General features: G+C 48.7%; 16 protein-coding genes, 6 tRNA genes and 1 rRNA gene. 3 read left to right on the top strand and 20 right to left on the bottom strand.

Going from position 1 to position 19,988, the window contains the following annotated elements; translation table 11 throughout:
- Positions 1-14 precede the first annotated feature (14 nt).
- From tkt to AC58UW_RS32270, 4 genes are all read right to left on the bottom strand, one after another.
- Entirely contained in the window at positions 15-2,045 is a 2,031-nt protein-coding gene (tkt, locus tag AC58UW_RS32285) for a transketolase (RefSeq protein ID WP_497424598.1), read from the bottom strand.
- Positions 2,046-2,242: 197 nt separating this feature from the next.
- Positions 2,243-3,256 (bottom strand): zinc-binding alcohol dehydrogenase family protein, encoded by a 1,014-nt coding sequence (locus AC58UW_RS32280; protein WP_497424597.1) that lies wholly within the window; start codon positions 3,254-3,256, stop codon positions 2,243-2,245.
- A 13-nt stretch (positions 3,257-3,269) separates the two neighbouring features.
- Entirely contained in the window at positions 3,270-4,214 is a 945-nt protein-coding gene (locus tag AC58UW_RS32275; RefSeq protein ID WP_497424596.1) for an aldo/keto reductase, read from the bottom strand.
- On the bottom strand, positions 4,211-5,041 hold the full coding sequence (locus tag AC58UW_RS32270; RefSeq protein ID WP_497424595.1) for an amidohydrolase family protein: 831 nt from the start codon (positions 5,039-5,041) through the stop codon (positions 4,211-4,213). The genes AC58UW_RS32275 and AC58UW_RS32270 overlap by 4 nt, the downstream gene beginning before the upstream one ends.
- A 145-nt stretch (positions 5,042-5,186) precedes the next feature.
- On the opposite strand from AC58UW_RS32270, the gene AC58UW_RS32265 reads away from it, so the two are divergent.
- Positions 5,187-6,050, top strand: coding sequence for a helix-turn-helix domain-containing protein (locus tag AC58UW_RS32265; RefSeq protein ID WP_497424594.1), 864 nt, complete (start codon positions 5,187-5,189; stop codon positions 6,048-6,050).
- Positions 6,051-6,055: 5 nt separating this feature from the next.
- On the opposite strand, the gene pelG is transcribed toward AC58UW_RS32265, so the two are convergent.
- The 6 genes from pelG to AC58UW_RS32235 are packed head-to-tail and all read right to left on the bottom strand — an operon-like array spanning position 6,056 to position 13,449.
- The gene (gene pelG / locus AC58UW_RS32260) at positions 6,056-7,522 is read right to left on the bottom strand and encodes an exopolysaccharide Pel transporter PelG (protein ID WP_497424593.1); all 1,467 of its coding nucleotides are present in this window, start codon (positions 7,520-7,522) and stop codon (positions 6,056-6,058) included.
- Positions 7,522-8,934 carry a GT4 family glycosyltransferase PelF gene (gene pelF / locus AC58UW_RS32255; protein WP_497424592.1) on the bottom strand — a complete coding sequence of 471 codons (1,413 nt, stop codon included), beginning with the start codon at positions 8,932-8,934 and terminating at the stop codon, positions 7,522-7,524. Before pelF ends, pelG begins: the two co-directional genes overlap by 1 nt.
- Positions 8,931-10,775: a DUF2194 domain-containing protein gene (locus AC58UW_RS32250; RefSeq protein WP_497424591.1), complete on the bottom strand. Its 1,845-nt coding sequence runs from the start codon at positions 10,773-10,775 to the stop codon at positions 8,931-8,933. The genes pelF and AC58UW_RS32250 overlap by 4 nt, the downstream gene beginning before the upstream one ends.
- Positions 10,735-11,799, bottom strand: a complete 1,065-nt coding sequence (locus AC58UW_RS32245) for a tetratricopeptide repeat protein (RefSeq protein WP_497424590.1) — start codon at positions 11,797-11,799, stop codon at positions 10,735-10,737. Before AC58UW_RS32245 ends, AC58UW_RS32250 begins: the two co-directional genes overlap by 41 nt.
- Before the next feature lie 2 nt (positions 11,800-11,801).
- A complete protein-coding gene (locus tag AC58UW_RS32240; protein WP_497424589.1) occupies positions 11,802-13,031 on the bottom strand; it encodes a hypothetical protein in 1,230 nt (409 codons plus the stop codon).
- 16 nt (positions 13,032-13,047) lie between these two features.
- Entirely contained in the window at positions 13,048-13,449 is a 402-nt protein-coding gene (locus tag AC58UW_RS32235; RefSeq protein WP_497424588.1) for a response regulator, read from the bottom strand.
- A gap of 132 nt (positions 13,450-13,581) precedes the next feature.
- On the opposite strand from AC58UW_RS32235, the gene AC58UW_RS32230 reads away from it, so the two are divergent.
- A complete protein-coding gene (locus AC58UW_RS32230) occupies positions 13,582-14,415 on the top strand; it encodes a glycoside hydrolase family 191 protein (RefSeq protein ID WP_497424587.1) in 834 nt (277 codons plus the stop codon).
- Positions 14,416-14,434: 19 nt separating this feature from the next.
- Here the strand turns inward: AC58UW_RS32230 and AC58UW_RS32225 are convergent, their stop codons facing one another.
- From AC58UW_RS32225 to AC58UW_RS32215, 3 genes are all read right to left on the bottom strand, one after another.
- Positions 14,435-15,358, bottom strand: coding sequence for an NAD-dependent epimerase/dehydratase family protein (locus tag AC58UW_RS32225; RefSeq protein WP_497424586.1), 924 nt, complete (start codon positions 15,356-15,358; stop codon positions 14,435-14,437).
- Between the two features lie 167 nt (positions 15,359-15,525).
- A complete protein-coding gene (locus AC58UW_RS32220; protein ID WP_497424619.1) occupies positions 15,526-16,785 on the bottom strand; it encodes a (Fe-S)-binding protein in 1,260 nt (419 codons plus the stop codon).
- Between the two features lie 61 nt (positions 16,786-16,846).
- Positions 16,847-18,262 (bottom strand): FAD-linked oxidase C-terminal domain-containing protein, encoded by a 1,416-nt coding sequence (locus tag AC58UW_RS32215; RefSeq protein ID WP_497424585.1) that lies wholly within the window; start codon positions 18,260-18,262, stop codon positions 16,847-16,849.
- Between the two features lie 120 nt (positions 18,263-18,382).
- Between AC58UW_RS32215 and AC58UW_RS32210 the strand changes: the two genes are divergently transcribed.
- Positions 18,383-19,117: a FadR/GntR family transcriptional regulator gene (locus tag AC58UW_RS32210; RefSeq protein ID WP_497424584.1), complete on the top strand. Its 735-nt coding sequence runs from the start codon at positions 18,383-18,385 to the stop codon at positions 19,115-19,117.
- 126 nt (positions 19,118-19,243) lie between these two features.
- On the opposite strand, the gene AC58UW_RS32205 is transcribed toward AC58UW_RS32210, so the two are convergent.
- The 7 genes from AC58UW_RS32205 to rrf form a co-directional block, all read right to left on the bottom strand.
- A tRNA-Leu gene (locus tag AC58UW_RS32205) sits at positions 19,244-19,323 on the bottom strand.
- Between the two features lie 5 nt (positions 19,324-19,328).
- Positions 19,329-19,404, bottom strand: a tRNA-Thr gene (locus AC58UW_RS32200).
- Positions 19,405-19,485: 81 nt separating this feature from the next.
- Positions 19,486-19,558 (bottom strand) — tRNA-Phe (locus tag AC58UW_RS32195).
- A 20-nt stretch (positions 19,559-19,578) separates the two neighbouring features.
- Positions 19,579-19,655, bottom strand: a tRNA-Asp gene (locus tag AC58UW_RS32190).
- 25 nt (positions 19,656-19,680) lie between these two features.
- Positions 19,681-19,756: transfer RNA gene (locus tag AC58UW_RS32185), tRNA-Val, on the bottom strand.
- A gap of 9 nt (positions 19,757-19,765) precedes the next feature.
- Positions 19,766-19,840: transfer RNA gene (locus AC58UW_RS32180), tRNA-Glu, on the bottom strand.
- Between the two features lie 42 nt (positions 19,841-19,882).
- Positions 19,883-19,988 (bottom strand): 5S ribosomal RNA (rrf, locus tag AC58UW_RS32175); the annotation flags it as partial.

Raw genomic sequence — 19,988 nt, 5'->3', positions numbered from 1 at the left:
TCTCCCGTTTTGGGTTAATCTTGGAAATACTTCTGTCTAATTTGTTGTACGATTGCTTCTGCGGTAAAACCATATTCACGAATTACGCGATCTGCCTTCGCGGATGCTCCGAATTTCCGAATCCCCACGACAAAACCTTCGCCACCCGTAATCTCTTCCCATCCAGCAGGATATGCCATCTCAATGACGACATTTGCTTTCACATTCGGATTAAGAACCGCCTGCTGCACGTCCAAAGATTGCTGCTCAAACAGCTCACGGCTTGGCATGGAAATGACATTTGCTCCAATTCCATATTGCGCCAACTGCTTCTTCACGTCAAGTGCTAAGCTAACTTCTGAGCCAGTCGCAACGAGCTGAACATCCGGCACAGCTCCAGGAGCGGCCTCAGCCAGAACATAAGCGCCTTGCCCGATATGAGCATAAGCAAGCTTGTCTGTGCCAGGCAGCACCGGCAAGTTCTGACGGGACAAGGCGAATACGAACGGGCCTTCTTTCGCTTGCAGGACATACTCCCAAGCCGCAGCCGTTTCGTTCGCGTCCGCAGGACGGAACAGCGTCAGATCCGGGATCATCCGCAGGGATGGGATCTGCTCGATCGGTTGGTGCGTCGGGCCGTCCTCGCCGACGGCAATGCTGTCGTGCGTGAACACATACGCAACAGGAAGCTTCATCAGCGCGGACAAGCGGATCGCGCCGCGCAAGTAATCGCTGAACACGAGGAAAGTGCCACCGAAGGCTCTTATCCCGCCATGAAGCAGCATGCCGTTCAGCGCTGCGCCCATGGCGAATTCCCGGACGCCGAACCAGAAGTTGCGGCCGCTGTAATTCGCGGCGCTGAATGCCGCGTCGTCGTTCAGCATGGTGAAGTTGGAGCTCGCCAAATCGGCGGAACCGCCGACCAGCTGAGGAACCCGCTTCGCCAAGCCGTTGAGCACTTTACCGGACGCGGTGCGCGTCGAGATCGCGCCGCTCTCTGGTGTAAAGCGCGGCACATCGGCGTTCCAATCCGCCGGAAGTGCGCCGCTGCTTGCGAGCTCGAACTGCTTAGCGAGCTCGGGATAAGCAGCCTGGTAGCTGTTCCACAGCTGCTCCCAGCTGTTTTGAGCCTGGCCGCCCAATTCCTTGAAGTGGGCGAAATGCTCGTACACCTCAGCCGGCACATGGAAATCCGGCTCAAGCGGCCAACCCAGCGCCTGCTTCGTCAGGAGCAGCTCTTCTTTGCCAAGCGGTGAGCCGTGCGTACCGCCGTGCCCGCCTTTGCCGGCTTTGTTCGGTGAGCCGTAACCGATGGTTGTTTTGATCTCAATCAGCGTCGGGCGGCTTGTATTTGCCTTACCTTCTGCGATCGCAGCGGAAATCGCTTCGATATTATTCTGCTCTTCCACCCGCAAGTACTGCCAGCCATAGGACTCTATTCGTGTCCGAACGTTCTCGGAGAACGACATGTTCAAATCTCCGTCAAGTGAAATGTCGTTAGAATCATAAAGCACGATTAGTTTACCCAATTTTAAATGCCCTGCTAAGGACGCAGCCTCTGAGGAAACACCTTCCATCAAATCGCCGTCACCGCAAATGGCATACGTATAATGATCAACGATAGGGAAGTTCGGTTTGTTATATACAGAAGCTTGATGCGCTTCAGCCATCGCCATACCGACAGCCATCGCCACACCTTGGCCAAGCGGTCCCGTAGTAGCTTCTACACCAACTGTATGACCGTATTCTGGATGCCCTGGTGTAAGACTTCCCCATTGCCGGAATTCTTTGATATCATCCAATGTCAGGCCATAGCCGCTTAGGTGCAGCAGGCTGTACAACAGCATCGAACCATGTCCCGCAGAAAGAACAAAGCGGTCGCGGTCTACCCATCTGGCATCGGCAGGATTATGTTTGAGGTGCTGTGTCCATAGGGCATAGGCCATAGGAGCGGCACCCATCGGCATGCCGGGATGGCCCATTGCGGCTTTCTCGACAGCGTCAATCGTTAGTGTGCGAATGGCGTTGATGCTTAACTCTTCAATACCAACAGTTGTCTGTTTCAACAGTTATCCCTCCATCTATTTCTTGTGTGCTGCTGCTTATCTCTATTATACGGATTGTCATAGCATTAAAAAAATCGATAGTTTCGATACTTGCTATAGAAGCCGTCTATATGTCATTCTGTGATCCTTTGTTGAGCTGAATAAAAGTAAAAGGCACGCCTTCCTGCATGTAAGCAGATGAGCGTACCTTCTCCCCTTTACAAACAAACAACCGCTTTAATCACCTTTGACTCTGGTTTGAGCCAAGTCTCAAACTGACCGATCATGTCCTCGAAGTCAGCACGATGCGTGATATAACTCTCAATGTCGATGACGCCTTTTTGCAGCGCTTCACGCACGGTATCGAAATCTTCCATCGTTGCGTTACGGCTGCCCATTAGCGTCAGCTCCCGTCTATGAAATTCAGGATCATGGAAGGTAATATCCGCCTTCACGAGGCCAACATACACGAGTTTGCCGCCATGCGCGACAAGTCCGAAGGCGTCCGTCATGGACCGCGCATTCCCTGTAGCATCAAAGACAACGGTGGGCATATCGCCATTCGTGAGCTCAGCCAGCTGCTCCTTCGGCTGCTGCAGCGCATTCACGGTATGATCGACGCCTGCCCATTTGCGGCAAAACGATAACCGCTCGTCGTTGATATCCATGGCGATGACGGTAGCGCCAACCTGCTTCGCAAGAACCATTACGCCAAGTCCGATCGGTCCTGCGCCAATGACGAGCACCGTTTCACCGGCGCGAAGCCCTGATCTCCGCACAGCGTGAGCACCGATGCTAAGCGGCTCCAGCATGGCTGCTTCATCCAGCGTCAACCCGTCTGTCTTAATGAGATGGCTGGCAGGGATGGAAATCAGCTCTCTCATTCCTCCATCCGTATGAACACCTAGCACTTTCATATCGGTGCAGCAGTTCGTATTCCCATTGCGGCAAGCAATGCATGTCCCGCAGTTCAAATAAGGGACGATGCTGACTTGGTCGCCTGCCTGTACGCCTATAACCCCTTCGCCAATTTCCTCAACGTACCCGGAGAGTTCATGTCCCAGTACGCGCGGATAGCTGAAAAATGGCTGATTCCCTTTGTAAGCATGCAAATCCGTCCCGCAGATCCCGATTCTTTTGATACGAACAATGGTTTCCCCTGCTTGGACAACAGGCTCCTGCATCTCGACAAAGTTGAACTGCTCAATCTCTTCACATACGATCGCTTTCAATGTGATCCCTCCCTTATACGTAAGTTTTCTCGTTATATTCAGGTCTTCCGCTGATCCATGACTTGTTGTGAATCGGTTTCAAAATGTCCAAAATCTCTTGCAGCAGCTCGGTATCCATTGGCTCATCTGTCCATGCAATGTTCTTGCTGATGTTCTCAGGGCTCGCCGTACTGACGAGTGTCGTTGGAATCCGCTCATTCGCTGTTGCATACTGCACCGCTAACTTCGCGATGTCCACACCTCTGCTTGCGCAGTAATCCGCCGCCTCCTTGCAGACCCGCTGAATGTCAGCTGGCGCCGGATGCCATGCCGCAGCAGCTCTAGTACTCAGCAGTCCCATGGACAGCGGCGATGCATTCACTAATCCGATCCGATGCTGCTCTAGCAGTGGAACTACATCCAGCAAGGATGTGTCATTCAAGGAGTAGTGGCAATAGGACAATACGGAATCCAGCTCTTTAACGGCCAGCGATTTCTCAAATACAGTTAGCGGTAATCCAGATACGCCAAAATAGCGGATTTTTCCCGATTGCTTCAAAGCATCCAGCGCTGGGAAGCCTCCCTCAACAACCTCATCGAAAGCCGCGAATTCAATATCATGCAAATATAATATATCGATATAGTCCGTTTGAAGCCGCTTTAAACTTTCATCTACACTTCGGATAATCCGTTCCTTCGAAAAGTCGAACTTAGTATCGCCGTAACGCCCAGCCTTTGTCGTCAAAATAAAACGGCCTCGGTCCATTTGTGCGATGGCTTTGCCTAAAACGGTTTCCGCTTTGGTTAAGCCATAATAAGGAGACACATCGATCAGATTAATACCTAGAGCTACAGCCGTATGAACGGTACGAATGCTTTCTTCCTCGTTGGTTTCACGGAAAACAGAGCCAAGAGAGGAAGCTCCGAAACTCAAGACCGAGACGTCTAGTCCTGTTTTGCCTAATTGACGATATTTCATAGCTTATAAAACCCCTTTGCGTTTAGTCCAAATAGACGATCATTGTCGTGCTGCGTCCATGTTTCCGGTAACGAATGGGTCAGAACTTCAACAACTTCCTCGTAGCTAGCCGCTAACAAACATACTGGCCAATCGCTGCCGAACATCACGCGGTCAGTCCCGAACACCTCAAGAACATGCTGGATATACGCGGTAAAGTCTTCTCTCTTCCAACTGTTGTGATCCGCTTCCGTCACCATACCCGAGAGCTTACAATACACATTAGGATGCTTCGCGATAGCCGCCATCTGGCTCTTCCAAGGTTCAAGAACGCCACCCGCAATCCGCGGCTTCGCGATATGATCGATAACCGCACGTAAACCGGGAACCTGATCCAGCAGCTCAATAACCGGCGCTAATTGATGAGACACAACAAGCAAATCGACCGGTACGTCGTGCTCTGCAAAATATCGCAATGCTTCAACAAAATGAGGCTCCAGAATTCGGCTCGCATCCGGCATTTCTTGAATCATGACGCGAAAGCCCACATATTTGGGATGTTTGCAAAAACGTTGATAATGAAGCATAAAGTCGGGATCGTTCAGATCAAGCCACCCTACCACGCCTGCAATGGTCTCGGACTCTTCGCTAAGTGACAGCAGATAGGCCGTTTCTTCCAGTGTTGGCGCCGCTTGAACAACGATCGTTGCCTTCAAGTTATGCTCTTGCAGGTGCGGAACTAAGTCGCTTGGCACATAATCCTGGTACAAGATAGGCAGTTCTGGCCCAATCCATCCGTAATCCCCGCGGTCTATCCGCCAATAGTGCTGGTGTGCATCAATTCGCATAGCGCTTCTCCTTATTCATATCCCTTATTGATATCGCTTTCTTTTATTTTAACAGCATTTCTAAACTATAAAATATTGATTTCTAGCACATTTATACGCTTTTTTGATATCATGAGAAGACACTGAAGGGAAAGGAGCAAACGATATGCATCCTATTCACAAAGTTTTCGATAACCATGAAACTTTTCCGTTCTCCTACGCTTATAAACACACAAAAAGCTCGCAAAGCGAGCTCCCTGACCATTTCCATGATTGGTATGAAATTGTTTATGTGTACCGCGGCAAGGGCACTATTTTCATTGATCACACATTTTATGAAATGAAGGCTGGCGACATCTTCCTTATTCCCGGCAATATCATTCATCGCGCGACCCCGGATAAAGAAACCCCCGTGACTTCAACCGCCATTTATTTCAGCTCGGGCTTTCTTCAAGCGCCGCAATTCGGAGAATCGTTCTCCTATTTGCACAGCTTCGAGCAGGCCGTGGAGCTCCGCCAGTATAGGTTGGAAACACTGCTTCCGCAAAGGCAGCACCTCGAGCACTATCTGGAGACCATCCAGCACGAATTTAAGCAGGAGGGGCCTGGGCATCGACAGGCGATCTATGTACAACTGCTTCAGCTTCTGCTTTTTTTACAGCGTGATGTGGCCTCAGGTAATACGTTCAACATAGGAGATCCCCTAGTCGCTCCCGTCTGGATAAGAGATGTGCTTCTCTATATCGATGAGCATTTCTGCGAGGATATCGGGCTCAAAACACTTTCGAAACAAGCCTCCGTCTCGCCGGCTCATTTCAGCCGTGTGTTCAAACAGTTGATCGGGATGAACGTGACTGCCTATATCATAACCAAACGGATTATTCGCGCTAAACAGCTGCTTTTGGAAAGTGATATCAATATTCATCATATCGCGGAGCTTTGCGGCTTCGAGAGCCTACCCCATTTTCACGCCATGTTCAAAAGAGTGCTGGGCATGACACCGGCTGCAGCGCGAAAGAGCATCAGATAAATCTTTTATTTGAAGTAACGCTGAACATTCATTCTCTCACTGAGACGTGTGAAGAAACCAGACTTCTCTTTGTAGATAATGCTTTGGGTGATAAACGTGTGTACTTCAATCCGCCTCAAAAAGGTCAGCAGCCGAAACCCGCTCCAGCCATAGGCAACAAGCCCCGCTAGAAAATAACTAAAGCCATAATAGTCAAATCCTAATGGGAGCAGGAAGCCCGTCAGCAGCGCATTATGCGCAAAATAGATACCGCCGGTGATGAGCGCTCCTTTCCGATCCTCAAAGTACAGCATAAGCAAGATGTGGATGAGCATAATCGCATTCAACAGAGCCCCTAGGGCGCAAAGCTTGAAAATGTCGATAACCGTTTTTTGCAGGCCAATCATTTCGAGCAATATCTCACTTATCAGGATGATAAACACAGTCAAGATAACCTGCAGCTTCGTCAGCCGGTACAGCTCCCGCCAGAGCACCTCGACCATACGCTTCTTTGCTTTTTGAATCATCTCTAGTGTTCCGCCATTGGTCACGTAACCGTAGAACGTTTTGTACTTGTCGTAAAACTCTGTTTCTACAGAAACAACGAACAAGACGAGCGACGGGATCACTGTAAGATTCGCCAAAAATACCGCGGTATCGTAAATCGGACTATAAAGAAACGTTTCCTCAATCTTCACGCCGGACGGCCCCAACCAAATGATCATATTGTGCGACCAAACACCAATGTTATAGAGAAAGCCAACCCATAGAAGAGAGGGATATTTATCGACATAATGTAAAAATCCGTAAAGGTTCGACGCCGTCTTTGCAGGAAAAGCGCGCAGCAGCACAAAGACCAGCATCGCCATCGTCAGCAGGATGCCACTGCTAAATCCGAGCAAAATATTCGTAGCCTGACCATATTGACCGAAAGGAATCGGGTATTGAAGCAGGACGAAGACACAGCCTATGGATACCGCGGCTCCCGCCAAGAAAGCAATCGCAATCATCTTATAATCTTTCGCAGCGGTTAAGAAAACCATTGCCAACCAGATCTGACCGCACATGAAAAATAACAGGACACTTAGCCCTTTGTACAGGATAGACAGTGGTGAGGACCAGTAGAAAATGATAGCCGCAATCAGCGAAACGGCAAAAATGATTCTCGAGATGCCGATATAGGTTGGCGCAACAACCTCCAATCGATTTTGGAAAAAATGGTCCGCCAAATACCTCGTCACACTTAACTGCCAACCTCCGGATAACATCTGCGAAAAAATAAAGCTATAAGATACCGTCACAATAAACAATTGGCGCTGTGCGTCTTCCACATTCGCAAAGTGAACGAGCATAACGTTAATGAAGGCAATGCTCCCCACTGACAGAATCCAAGGACCAGCCGTAATAAACGAAGCATACGCATAGGCGCGGACTCGCATCGACAGATAGTCATCGCGGAACAGCTTTTGCAGGGTAAATCCAATTCCCGCCATTAGGTTACCACCTCATCGTATAACTGCTTGTAAGCCTCAATAAAATGCTCAATTTGATAATAAGTAGCTACACGCCTGCGGCCCACTTGACCCATATATATCCGCTCATTCGGAAGTGCGTGCATTTTCACCATCATGTCAGCCATCGCCCTCGGGTTCACGGGAGGCACGATATACCCCGCAATGCCAGCATCACGTTCGTCCTTCCCTTCAAGCAGTTCCCGGCAGCTGCCCACTTCGGTACAAATCCAGGGAACTCCTGCAGCCATCCCTTCAAGCACAGCCAAAGGCTGACCTTCACTTATGCTGCTTAGAATGAGCACATCGACTAGAGGCAAATAGTCTTCAATGGCGACTTTGCCGGTAAATGTCACGATATCCTCTAATTGCAGGTTGCGCGTTAACGCTAAGCACTCAAGGTAGTAGTCAGGATCTTCATCTGTCGGCCCCATAATCAGAAGGCTCATATTCGCAATCTCGGTGCTGGCTAGTCGCACTGCGTAGAGCAACGTTTTGATATCTTTAATGGGTACAAGCCTAACCAAAGCGCCAAAAACAATACGTCCATGAGCATTGTTGGTATGCCTAGGCAGCAGCGAAAGCCTATTATAATCAACCCCGTTAGGAATCACTAGGGCTTGCTCCTTAGGAGCGCCTAACTCCAGCTGGATGTGATGAGTACCGCCATACAGCGCAACCGTGCGATCAGCGGTAAGGTAGGTTCCTTGCGACATATGGTAGAAATAATCGATCCAACGTTTCTTAAAAGGCGGGTCAACCCAGGCCGATTTCAAAATCTCTTCCTCTCGCTCTCTAGCGTAAACGCCATGCTCGGTAAGCAGAAACGGCTTTTTGTGCGCCATCCGTAAATAAGTCCCAATCAAGCCTGCATATCCGGTTGATACAGCATGATACAGATCCGCTTTCGGATAGGATTGCTGCAGCAGATACACCGCTGGCAAGTACATGGACCGCCATGTCCAGAAATAGCTATTAAAAGATTGCTCAGGCATCTCCCTCTCGTAAGCCGCGACTAGGAAATTCCAGAAGCTTTCGCTTTTCATAAAAGAAACCGGGTTCCCCAGCTTCGCTTGATCCGCAATAAGTGTAAGAGCCTGTTCCGAGCCAGGCTGGAAGGCAAACCAAGCCAGACAGGCTTCGGCTTCGACGGCCGACAAACGCGGAGCCCTGCCCTCCTCCAGATTCTGATAGTCCATAATGAATACATCGTGAATGCCGGATAGATTGGCTGGAAGCTTATATTTATAATTCGTCTCCTCCTTGCGTGAGGAGGAGATGGCAATGATTTCAAACTCATGCTGCGGCATGGAAGAAATAAGCATTTGAATCCAACTGGCTACGCCCCCCGATACATAGGGATAGCTCCCTTCTACGATCAAGGCAATTTTCATGGCTTATTTTCCTTTAACTGTATTGTCACTGTCGGCTGGAGAGCTTCCAAATGCCATATGCTTTCCGTGGCGTCCAGACGTGTGAGATGTCCCGCTTCTTTGGGGATCTCCGGGACCTGCTGGTTCGGCACCCGAATGGTGTATTGCATAGGAATCAATTGGTCTTTTGTTGTTATGGTGATCGCGTCTTTGCCATAACGAACACTAACCGTTCCTGCTTCATATAGACTGAACTTTTTCACAGCATCCCGAACGGTTAGTGGTTCCAAGTAGGTGTACGTTTTGTTCAACCATGACATCCAGTTCTCGAACTGCTGGCTCAAGTATTTCCATCCTTTTCCACCCGATCGGTTGATATCAAGTGCATCGTCAGGGTGGACAAAGTGATTCACCATGCCGAAATTGGCAATAGCATCGTTAATGGTGAACAGTTGTCCTTCATCGATGACGTATCCCGAAGAAATACGCGGAAAATTCGTAAACTGCGGAAACTCGCTATCGACCCCAAACTCCTGCTCGAGGAATCCCTTTTCCCCTCCAACAGTGTAAAGCGATGAAAGGATATCAATCGAAGTGACTGCTTCGGCTACGGCTTGTTTGCCCGTCCTATTCATAACATTCGATGGCGGTACATACGTTTTCAACTCATGCCCAGGAAAGAGGCTATCCGACAGCTCTGTTAATCGCATAAGGCTCTCTACCATCGCCGATTGATTCGGCCAGGGGACATATCCAAGCTCGCTTTTGATCGGTTCATCCGCCGTAACAAGCGATTGATGGTTATAACCATGCAGCCCAATCTCGCCTCCGAGGCTGAGCAGCCTGGAGCCGAAATAAGGGATGAGCTTCGGTGTATCCGTCAGCAGGGACGGTAGCGGAGAACGGGTCTGATTCTGATAGGTACCGATCATCAGACCCGTGTATTTCCATCCGTACAATTTCGAGAAGCGGACCATGTCTTCCCACCAAATCCGTTCATAGAAGGCTGGGGTGCTGAGTCCGAATTCTTGGTGAATAAGCGGATTATCCACCTGGGGCACAGGCGAAGGAAAATCGTCAATGTTTAAACTTCTCGATGCCACTTGTGACGTCACGAAGCTATCTAGGGCAAGACCAATGGATTGCAACATAAGGCCCCTGCCTTCTTTTTGAACGTTGGACGTTGAATTCCAATAGACAACCTTCCCTTGTCCGTAAGTGTTTGTCCACAGCAAGGGATTATTCTGGGCGGATAAGTAAACCTGTGCCTCAGGGTTTAATTTTACATCCAACATGTTGTTGGAAAATATCAGATTCGTCTCCGGAAGATCCGGATAGCCGGGAAACACCGTTTTATTCACCGTAATGCCTTGGCTCGATCCCGGAAAATAGCCGTTATTGCTTGCAATCCCCAATAAATTGTTCCATTCAGGTGCATAAAAGCGGGTATAAACGATCAACCGGCCGCCCTGCCGGACATAGGACTGGATTGACGACTGATCCAGCTCCCTGATATCTTCCCCGGTTAAGACAAGAGCTGTCCATGGCCCCGGCTTTACCGTTTTCAAATCATCCGCAGCAATCGTTTCCGAATGCAGTTTGGCAAGCTCCAGGGCATGCACAAGGTTCTCTTTGACTTTGATGCCTTCGGTGTCATCTGGATTCGTGTATAGGTACAGTCTTAGCTCAGCACCTGCTGTTTCGGTAGTTGCCGAGCTTTTTGTTGAAAATATCGCCTCTTTGAACAAATATCTCGATGGAGATAAAGGAAACACATCCACAACTCGGACCGTTTGCAAAGCAATGCCAAGCAGCAGCAAACTAACGGTAACGAATGAAAAAATGATCAGCTTGCGGGACACCTTGTTCCTTCATCTCCTTCCAGAATTGGATGGCAGGCAGATGTTCTTGCGGAACTTCTACACCGCTATCCAACCATATTTGGGCAAATTGACTTAAACGCTCCAGCTTTCCTTCGGCATACATGTCTTCTGCTTGGGTTAAGTAAACCAAGTATTCATAATCCTTCACATCAGACAGCTCCTCGGCGAATCGAATTGCCGCTGGGTAGTCCTTCTCCATGCGTGCCAAATGGCACAGCTCTGCAGTGAACCGCGGCTCATATGGGAATTGAAGCTTGCCTCTGGCAATCCATGCCTTGAACGTATGTCTAACTTCAATGGCCAGCTCTTCTGTTAATAATCGGCTTTCTAAGTACTGCCGATAGGAGTCAAACAACTCCAGCCATGTCTCTAGGGATTTATCGTTCTGCTGCAGGAGCTGCGTCCATTGTTTGATACTCCGAATATATTGCTCGTTCAAATAGTTCAAGCTTGTCGCGGCGTAATGCACCACTTCGGGATCATTATTTCGCAGAGCTTCATGAAACAGCTCCACCTTGTTATGACCTTCGTAGTCTAATAACGAGAATAGCGCTTCCTTTTTACCCGCATGATCACCGGACATTAACACCTCGCGAACAGGAATTCGATTTGACTCCTCTTCTACATTAATGTGATAACTTTCCAGCGAATGAGGGATATGGTAGACATATTGCTCGTATTCTTCATAGAAATCATCCCGAAAGCGGAACATGAGCATCCCAATCAAGATCAGTGCCCCCGCTGCAAATCCGATTCCTGGAAAAAAGAGCATGAATGTCTGCAGCCAGCTTGCACTTATCCGATCTTCGGTGCGGAGACTAACGAATTTAAGCAGTACGTAATAAATGAAGACCAAAAGAAGGTGAAGCCATAAACAGATCCCAAGCAGCGCAAAATGGATCATCTGCAGGACATCCAGCGCCGCGAATAGAAGACTTGCCACCGCCGCAAGCCAAGCACCCGCAGTAACATCGAAGTGTCGAGCATGCCTCGTTACTCTCACAGCTAGCCCCCCCTATTGAAGCGATCGCGAATTCTTTCTTCAATAAGCGCTGCAAGCTCCGGGGAGGTCGCAGGAAGTAAAAACAACAATTCACCCCGGAAGGCATCATAAGACATCGCGTCTTCGTCGCGGAGCATGAGCCGTGTAATTTCGTTAATTTCCAGCAGCGCAGCGGATTCCTCCATCTCACCCAAATCGACTGGCAGCTGCAAAAGCAGAAATTTCTGTTCAAAGTCGGATAGCCGTAACGTTTCTTCATTGAGCTTAGCGTAGAAATACTCTGGTATCATCACTTTAGTACCCGGGAAATAACGCATGTCATTCATTTTCCGCTCTCTTTCGAAAGCTTTCACACAGCTCTCGCCCATCCAAGTCAGAATAAGCCGGAACAAATCGAGCGTATACTTGTTCATATTGACGAAATCCAACCCATTCAAGCCGATGATAGCAACAATTTGGTTATTCTGATCAAGCAGGGGCCCTGCTAAGAGGGGGATTTCCAGAGGCTCATCCTCAAGGCGCAATTGAATGCTTTTCTCCTCGCGAACGCGCGCGTAAAGAGAAGGTTTATCCAGAAAAACCGTTGCCGGATACCGGGGTTCCGAGCCGTAATACACTTTCAGCCGAAGAACATCCCCCGTAGGATTCATGCGATAGATCACAATAGAGCCAGCTTGGATAAGATCTTTGCACAGCCTAACCGCATCAGTAAAAATAATTTCCGAATCCTCGGAATCCAGCGCCTTGGCTATTTTATATAGCGTAAATAAGCTCTCCTGGGCTCCGATCACTTTCGATTCTAAAGCTTTTTTAACGACATGAAGATCCTTATAGCTCTCTTCCACTTTCGCTAAGTGCTGTTTGTTTTCCTCAAATTCATCCGCTAGGATGCTGTAACGGAAGCGTAAATCGGAGGCTACGTGACCGACAAACAACGCAATGCCCCAATAACTAATGAACCATTTCGCCTGATCCCAGCGATCAAATAGTCCATACAGATCTCCATTCATCTCTATATAAATGGCGATATGCAGCAGACTTGCGCCCCCTGCAGTTGCGATTCCGATGCGAATCCCGTACCGTAGGGAGAAGTAAAGAATTACAAATATAAACGGATTTAGCGACCAAGCTAACCAATCCACTCGATAAACCAAGCAGATGACAATTAAAATCGCAAAAATTATGGCAAGCTCAAGCCAGGCGATCCATCTCCGGTTTTGACGAAAAATCAATCAGGCTTCCTCCAGACTAAACATCGATTGGTCTAATCACGATTGGATTATTCTTTTTCATATAGGTTTGCAGCATTTGCGTATAAATGTCATCCGTTTGAAAAGGCTTAATAAAGTACTCGTCCGCACCAGCCATCATCGATTTCGACAATTCACTGATCGAATGCTTCGCACTCATTAGAAAAATAGGTATCCTTGTGAACGTTTTGTCCGAACGAAGCTCCCGACATAATTCAAATCCGTTCATCTCAGGCATGCGTACATCCACTAGAACGGCGTCCGGTTTGATTTCCTTGATGGCTGCCAATGCGTGAACGGGTTCATCGAAAGATGAAATACGCAAACCTTTGGCTTCGAACATCTCTTTCAAGAAATTGAGCAGTACGAAGTCATCGTCCACAATAGCTATGTGATTCATAGGTGTCAGCTCCTAACGATTGGCATGCATGTTATAGCATTGCTCTGTTACGTCAACTTTATCTATATCTCCGTTATTTTTTATCATATAATGTAAGCAAATTTGAATCTAAAAGGATGGACAGTGCAAACGATGAAGAAGACATGGACCTATACGACAGCGATAATCGTTTCAGTCAGCCTGTTCTCGTTTTTGTTCAAACAGCAGGCCCAGGCAGAAGGACCTTTTCAGCATGTGAAAAACTACTCGCTTTACTACGGGAGTCCGACTGCACAGGCAATCACCAAATTAAAAACGAAGGATCTTATTATTATCGAGCCTCAGCTCTACACCAAGGAACAAATCAAGGATATTCAAGCGAAGGGCACCCTTGTCATTGGTTACCTTAGCGTGATGGAAACGCCTGCCTGGAACATGCTGCGCTCCAAGGATCTGGTGCCACAGGATTATCTATGGCAAAAAGGAGAGCGTATCCATTTCCCGCAGTGGAACTCTTACTTAATGGATTTACGGCAAGCCCACTATCGAAAACTGCTGACAGCTGAAATGCAAACCTCGATCGCGGACAAAGGAATGAACGGAGTTTTCCTTGATACCGTAGGGGACATTGATGATTACGTCAAAGATAAAGCTACCCAAAAGCAAACGCGAGAAGCTTACGTGACTTTCCTCCAAGATGTGAGCAAACAGTTCCCGCAGCTCTCCATCATACAAAATCGCGGTTTTGAAACGTTGGATTATTCGGCTGCTTATATCGATGCCTTCCTATGGGAAGACTGGAGGGCCAATTGGAAGAAGGATACCTGGATGAAGACGAACGTAGAGAAGCTTCAGAAGGAGCAGAAGAAAGGATTAACTGTATTTACGATCTCTTTACATAAAGAGAGCTCTCCCGGAAGAGAGGCTCGCAAGTTGAAATTCATACATATGAATGCCCCGGACGGGTACACGAAGAAAGTGTACTGATCGCGAAGGCCATCGATGATCATATTTGATATTGCGTTTTATAATAGTCACATGTTACTCTCAAGCCGTCCCTAAGTGTAAAAATAGGATTCCACCCGAGTTCCCCAAGCGCTGCGCGATTGTCCAATCGGCTGTGAACGATATCGCCGGTGCGGGCGGCCACATAAGATGGATTGAAGCTGCTTCCGCAAATCGAGCACATTTCCTTCAGAAGATCGTTGACACTTGTTTGTTCATTGCAACTAATATTGTAAATCCCACGGCTGCCTTTATTTAAGGCAGCTCTATTTGCGCTCACGATATCTTTCACATAAATAAAATCCCGCGTTTGTTCCCCGTCGCCATAAATAATCGGTTGCTTGCCTCCCAACAACTTGTCCACAAAAACCGCAACGACTCCACCCTCTCCTTTAGGGTCCTGTCTAACACCATATACATTCGCATACCGCAGGATGGTATAGTCCATCCCGTACAGCAAAGCAAAACTTTCTATATAATGTTCCGGCGTATGCTTGGAAATACCATAGAAAGATAGCGGCCTGACCGGATGAGACTCGTCCACGCTCAGATATTGCGGAGTCCCGTATACCGCAGCAGAAGAGGCATAAATCAATTTCCTCACGCCATGCTCACGGCACTGCTCCAGCAGGGCAATGGTCCCCAAAATGTTGATTTTGGCATCCAAGAAAGGATTCGTAAGCGAGGTCTGGACATCGATTTGCGCCGCGTGATGAATGACAATCTCCGGACGTACAGCAGCGAATACCTCTGCAAGTCCACGATCCAATAAATCCCCATGGTGAAAACCGGCTCTTGGGTTCACATACGCCATACGCCCCGTAGATAGATTATCAAATATATGCACATCATGACCCTCTTGAAGCAGGTCGTCGACAATATGTGATCCAATAAAACCGGCTCCACCGGTAACTAGAATGTTCATACAGACATACCCCCAACTACCAACGTAAATGAAGCATAGAAAGTTCACTCTACAACTTTCCTTTAGTCTAACCCTATCCCTTCTATTTTACCAAAAAAATGCAGGAAAAGCGGTGTATGCGGACAAAAAAACAAGCCGCTCCCTAACGGGAGCAGCCTGCTTAGCAGTTAATGTTTTACTACGCGATCATATAAAAAGTCCGCAATATGGACAGCTTCCATCTTGCCTTTTTGCCCATGCTTATCAATACCCAACTTCATCTGCAACAAGCAGCCGGGATTGCTGGTTACCAGGTACCTGGCTTCCGTGGCATTGGCGTTTACCATTTTACCTTCAAGAATCTGATTCGCTATCTCAGGCTGCGTGACGTTATAAATACCGGCAGATCCACAGCAAGAACCCGCATCCTTCATTTCGATAAAAGTGACATTGCCTACTTCTTTCAACAATTGTCTGGATGGATTGCTGCCTTTCATTACATTGCGAAGATGACAGGAATCCTGATACGTCACTCGGGTAGAAGCCGTACCGGCTTCGTTATCGGTGAACTGAAGCGGACGTCCTTTTTCTACAAGGATAGTTGAAATGTCTTTCACACGCTTAGCGAACCAGTCGGAAGATTCCTTCCATTCCGGCTCATCATGCAGCAAATGATCGTACTCGACTAGAATCGCGCCGCACCCACCTGCATTCGATACAATATAGTCCACTCCGGCTTCTTGAAAGGCACGGATGTTATTTTTAGCCAGCATTTTGGCTTGATCGCTTTCACCACTGTGCGCATGAAGGGCGCCGCAGCAGTTCTGTGTCTCCGGTATGACAACGTCAAAACCTGCTTCGGACAGCAGCTTGACGGTTTTGATATTCGTTTCGGTAAACATCACATCCATCAAACAGCCTCTAAACATACCGACGGTGGCAATTTTCTGACCTTTGGCCGGGATGAAAGTGCCGAGAAGTTGGGTAATGCCTTTGCCGGAAGCATCCGGGAGAATTTTCTCCATATCAGACAGCTGTTTGGAAAATAAGCCGACAACCCCTGTTTTTCGAACAACGGATTGCAGACCTGATTTTTTATAAAAATGCATCCCTGAGCCTAGCAGCCGCATTTTTTGCTGCGATGGGAAAAGCTCTTTGAAAACTATCTTGCGCACGCCGCGTACCCACCATCTATGCTGTTTCGTATGGGTCTCCACCGCATCGCGGGCTTGCTCAATCAATTGCCCGTATTTCACATCCGCAGGACAAGCCGGCTCGCACGCGCGGCAACCTAGGCAGTGATTCATTTGATCCTCGAAGGAAATGCCTGGCTCCATGATGCCATCCACGGCTGCTTTCATCAAGGAAATACGCCCGCGCGGGGACTCGGCTTCGATGCCCGTTTCCTTAAACGTGGGACACACTGGAAGGCAAAATCCGCAGCGCATACAGTTGGTTAATTGATTGTAATCCAGCTTCTGGATTAACGTTTCTTGGAGAGTTGCCCCTTTAGCCACGGTCGATCACCACCCTGCGTCTAGATTCTTTGGCAAACATTTTGCCAGGATTCAGTAAATGATGAGGATCGAACACGTCTTTAATCCCTTTCATCATCGCGATGCCGCTGCTTCCTACTTTCCATTCCAAGAAAGGCGCTTTAACCAGTCCAACACCGTGTTCGCCTGTAATCGTTCCCCCAAGCTGGATCGCCGCTTCAAAAATTTCTTCAAAAGCCGCTTCCACACGGTGAATTTCATCATGATCCCTTGCATCGGTTGTAGCCGTTGGATGAAGGTTACCGTCTCCCGCATGTCCAAAGGTACAGATCTGCACATTATGCTTCTCTGCGATTCGGTTAATTTCCAGCACCATATCAGCAATTTTGGAGCGCGGTACAGTCGCATCCTCCAGAATCGTGGTCGGACGTAAACGTGCAAGCGCTGTGAAGGCGCTTCTTCTTGCAGTCAGCAGCTTCAGCGCTTCCTCCTGATTGCTCGCAATGCTTACTTCGTGCGCCTGCTCTTCGCGGCAAATTTCGGAGATACGGGCGATGTCCCGCTCCACCATTTCCATCTCGCCATCCTGCTCAATTAGGAGGATCGCTGCCATATCTAGCGGTAGACCCAGCTTAGCGAAATCGTCTACAACGCGGATCGTAGGATTATCCATGAATTCCAGTGTTGCTGGAATGATACGATTTTCAATAATTTTGGAGACCGTGCGAGCTGCGCCGTATAAATCTTTGTACATGGCTAGCATCGTCTTCTTATACTTGGGAGGAGGGATCAATTTAAGAGTAGCTTCCGTAATGATAGCAAGTGTCCCCTCTGAGCCGATCAGCAGCTTCGTCAAATCATATCCGGCTACGTCCTTCATCAGCTTACCGCCGGTACGCATGATTTCGCCGTTAGCCAGTACACACTCTAAACCAATCACATAGTCTTTGGTCGTGCCGTATTTTAGACCGCGTAGTCCTCCGGAGCACTCCGCAATATTGCCACCAATCGTAGAGATCGCCATAGAACTTGGATCCGGTGGATAAAATAAGCCCAGACCTTCAATATGCTCGATGAATTGCTTCGTAATGATACCCGGCTGCACGGTGGCCGTCAGATTCTGCATATCAATATCAAGAATTGCGTTCATCCGGTGCATCACCATCACAATGCCGCCTTGAACGGGAACCGTGCCTCCGCAAAGATTCGTGCCGGATCCCCTGCCGATCAAAGGAATGCGGTGCTCATTCAGCACCTTCATAATCGCTGAAACTTGCGCTGTATCCTTGGGATATATGACGCCGTCCGGCAGCGATTGGAGCATGGGTGTCCCATCATAAGAATGGGTAACGAGCGACTCCATATCGTCTTTGAAATAAGCTTCGCCTACAATAGTGAACAGTTGTTGTCTAATTTGGTTATCTAGCATAGCAGCCTCCCATGGGACTATCATTTCTATCAACAATAAGTGATCATGTGATCAGATGACTTTCCTTCTATTTTAGCTTATGATTGAATAGATGTATAGATCTTTTATGGGGGAATTGGCATGGCATTTCAACAGATACGGCCGCAAAAGGGCTCGGAAATCGTGATGGGGCAGATTAAAATGCAAATTGAGACAGGAACCTATGCGCCAGGTTCGAAGCTGCCCACAGTCGTTGAGCTCGCTGCGAGCTTCCAAGTCGGCCGATCAACCATTCGCGAAGCGCTGAGCGGATTGAAAGCAATGGGATGGGTGGATATCCGGCATGGTGGGGGCACTTTCGTAAGCAATCCGCTGCCTGCAGACAACGCATCCCTCTTCGATCAAGGAGACTCGCTGCAAGAAGTGCAGGAGGTGCGGAGATTCATCGAGGCAGGCTGTGCATCGCTGGCCGCAGTTAGGCGGACGGAAGCCAATGTAGCGGCGCTCCGCGACATTCTTCAGTCGATGGAACAGTCTCTTGGCAACGAAGAAGAAAGCGAACAGGCCGATATCCGCTTTCACCTGGAAATCGCCAAAGCCTCCCACAATTCCCTCATGATCGGAATGATGGAGTCTTTGACGGAGAGACTGCAGGTGAGCATGAAGGCTTCTCGCCGTTTGTGGTTTTTTGCTGAGCGTGCATCCGCCGAGAAGCTTCTACAGGAGCATCGTGACATTGTCGATGCCATCGATGCCGCGGACGAAGCTCTTGCGGCGGAGCGGATGTCGCAGCATATTCAGAAGGTGGATCAAGTCGTTCAAAGGCTGGCGAAAAACGCTGCGGATGCTTCTTTGCAGGCGCCCTCTGGCTCCTGATCGGATTAATGGAGCATGTAGAAGAGGCCCATCCACCTGTTAGTCAGGAAATGGGCGCACTTTTACATACTGGATGGAAAACGAAAAACAGGTAAGACCATTTAGTGGTCTTACCTGTTTTTGTGATGCGCGTAGAGGGACTTGAACCCCCACGGTCGCCCGCTAGATCCTAAGTCTAGTGCGTCTGCCAATTCCGCCATACGCGCGCATCTGGTGCCGTCGAGAGGACTTGAACCCCCAACCTACTGATTACAAGTCAGTTGCTCTACCAGTTGAGCTACAACGGCATATATTGTTTGTTATGGTGCACCCGAAAAGTAAACGAAAACTACATCTGAGACACTGCTTCACTTTTTAGGTGGATAAGGTGGCTCGGGACGGAATCGAACCGCCGACACGAGGATTTTCAGTCCTCTGCTCTACCGACTGAGCTACCGAGCCTTATTGAATTTAGATGAAAATGGCGGAGCCGACGGGATTCGAACCCGCGGTCTCCTGCGTGACAGGCAGGCATGTTAGGCCTCTACACCACGGCTCCGCGTTAAAAAGTCTTGCTGTTTAAATGGTGAACGCTGACGGGATCGAACCGCCGACCCTTACCCTGTCAAGGTAATGCTCTCCCAGCTGAGCTAAGCGTTCAGGCAATAGTGGTGACCCGTAGGGGACTCGAACCCCTGTTACCTCCGTGAAAGGGAGGTGTCTTAACCACTTGACCAACGGGCCAAAATTCCCCAAAACGAAAATCCGTATTGGGGCAAATATACTGCTTGGCAACGTTCTACTCTCCCAGAACCCTGCGGTTCAAGTACCATCGACGCTGGAGGGCTTAACGGTCGTGTTCGAGATGGGAACGCGTGGGTCCCCTCCGCCA

The sequence above is a fragment of the Paenibacillus sp. J22R160 genome, from assembly GCF_059692135.1.
Note: the sequence above shows the minus strand (reverse complement) of the source record. Positions and strands in the feature narration are given on the sequence as shown.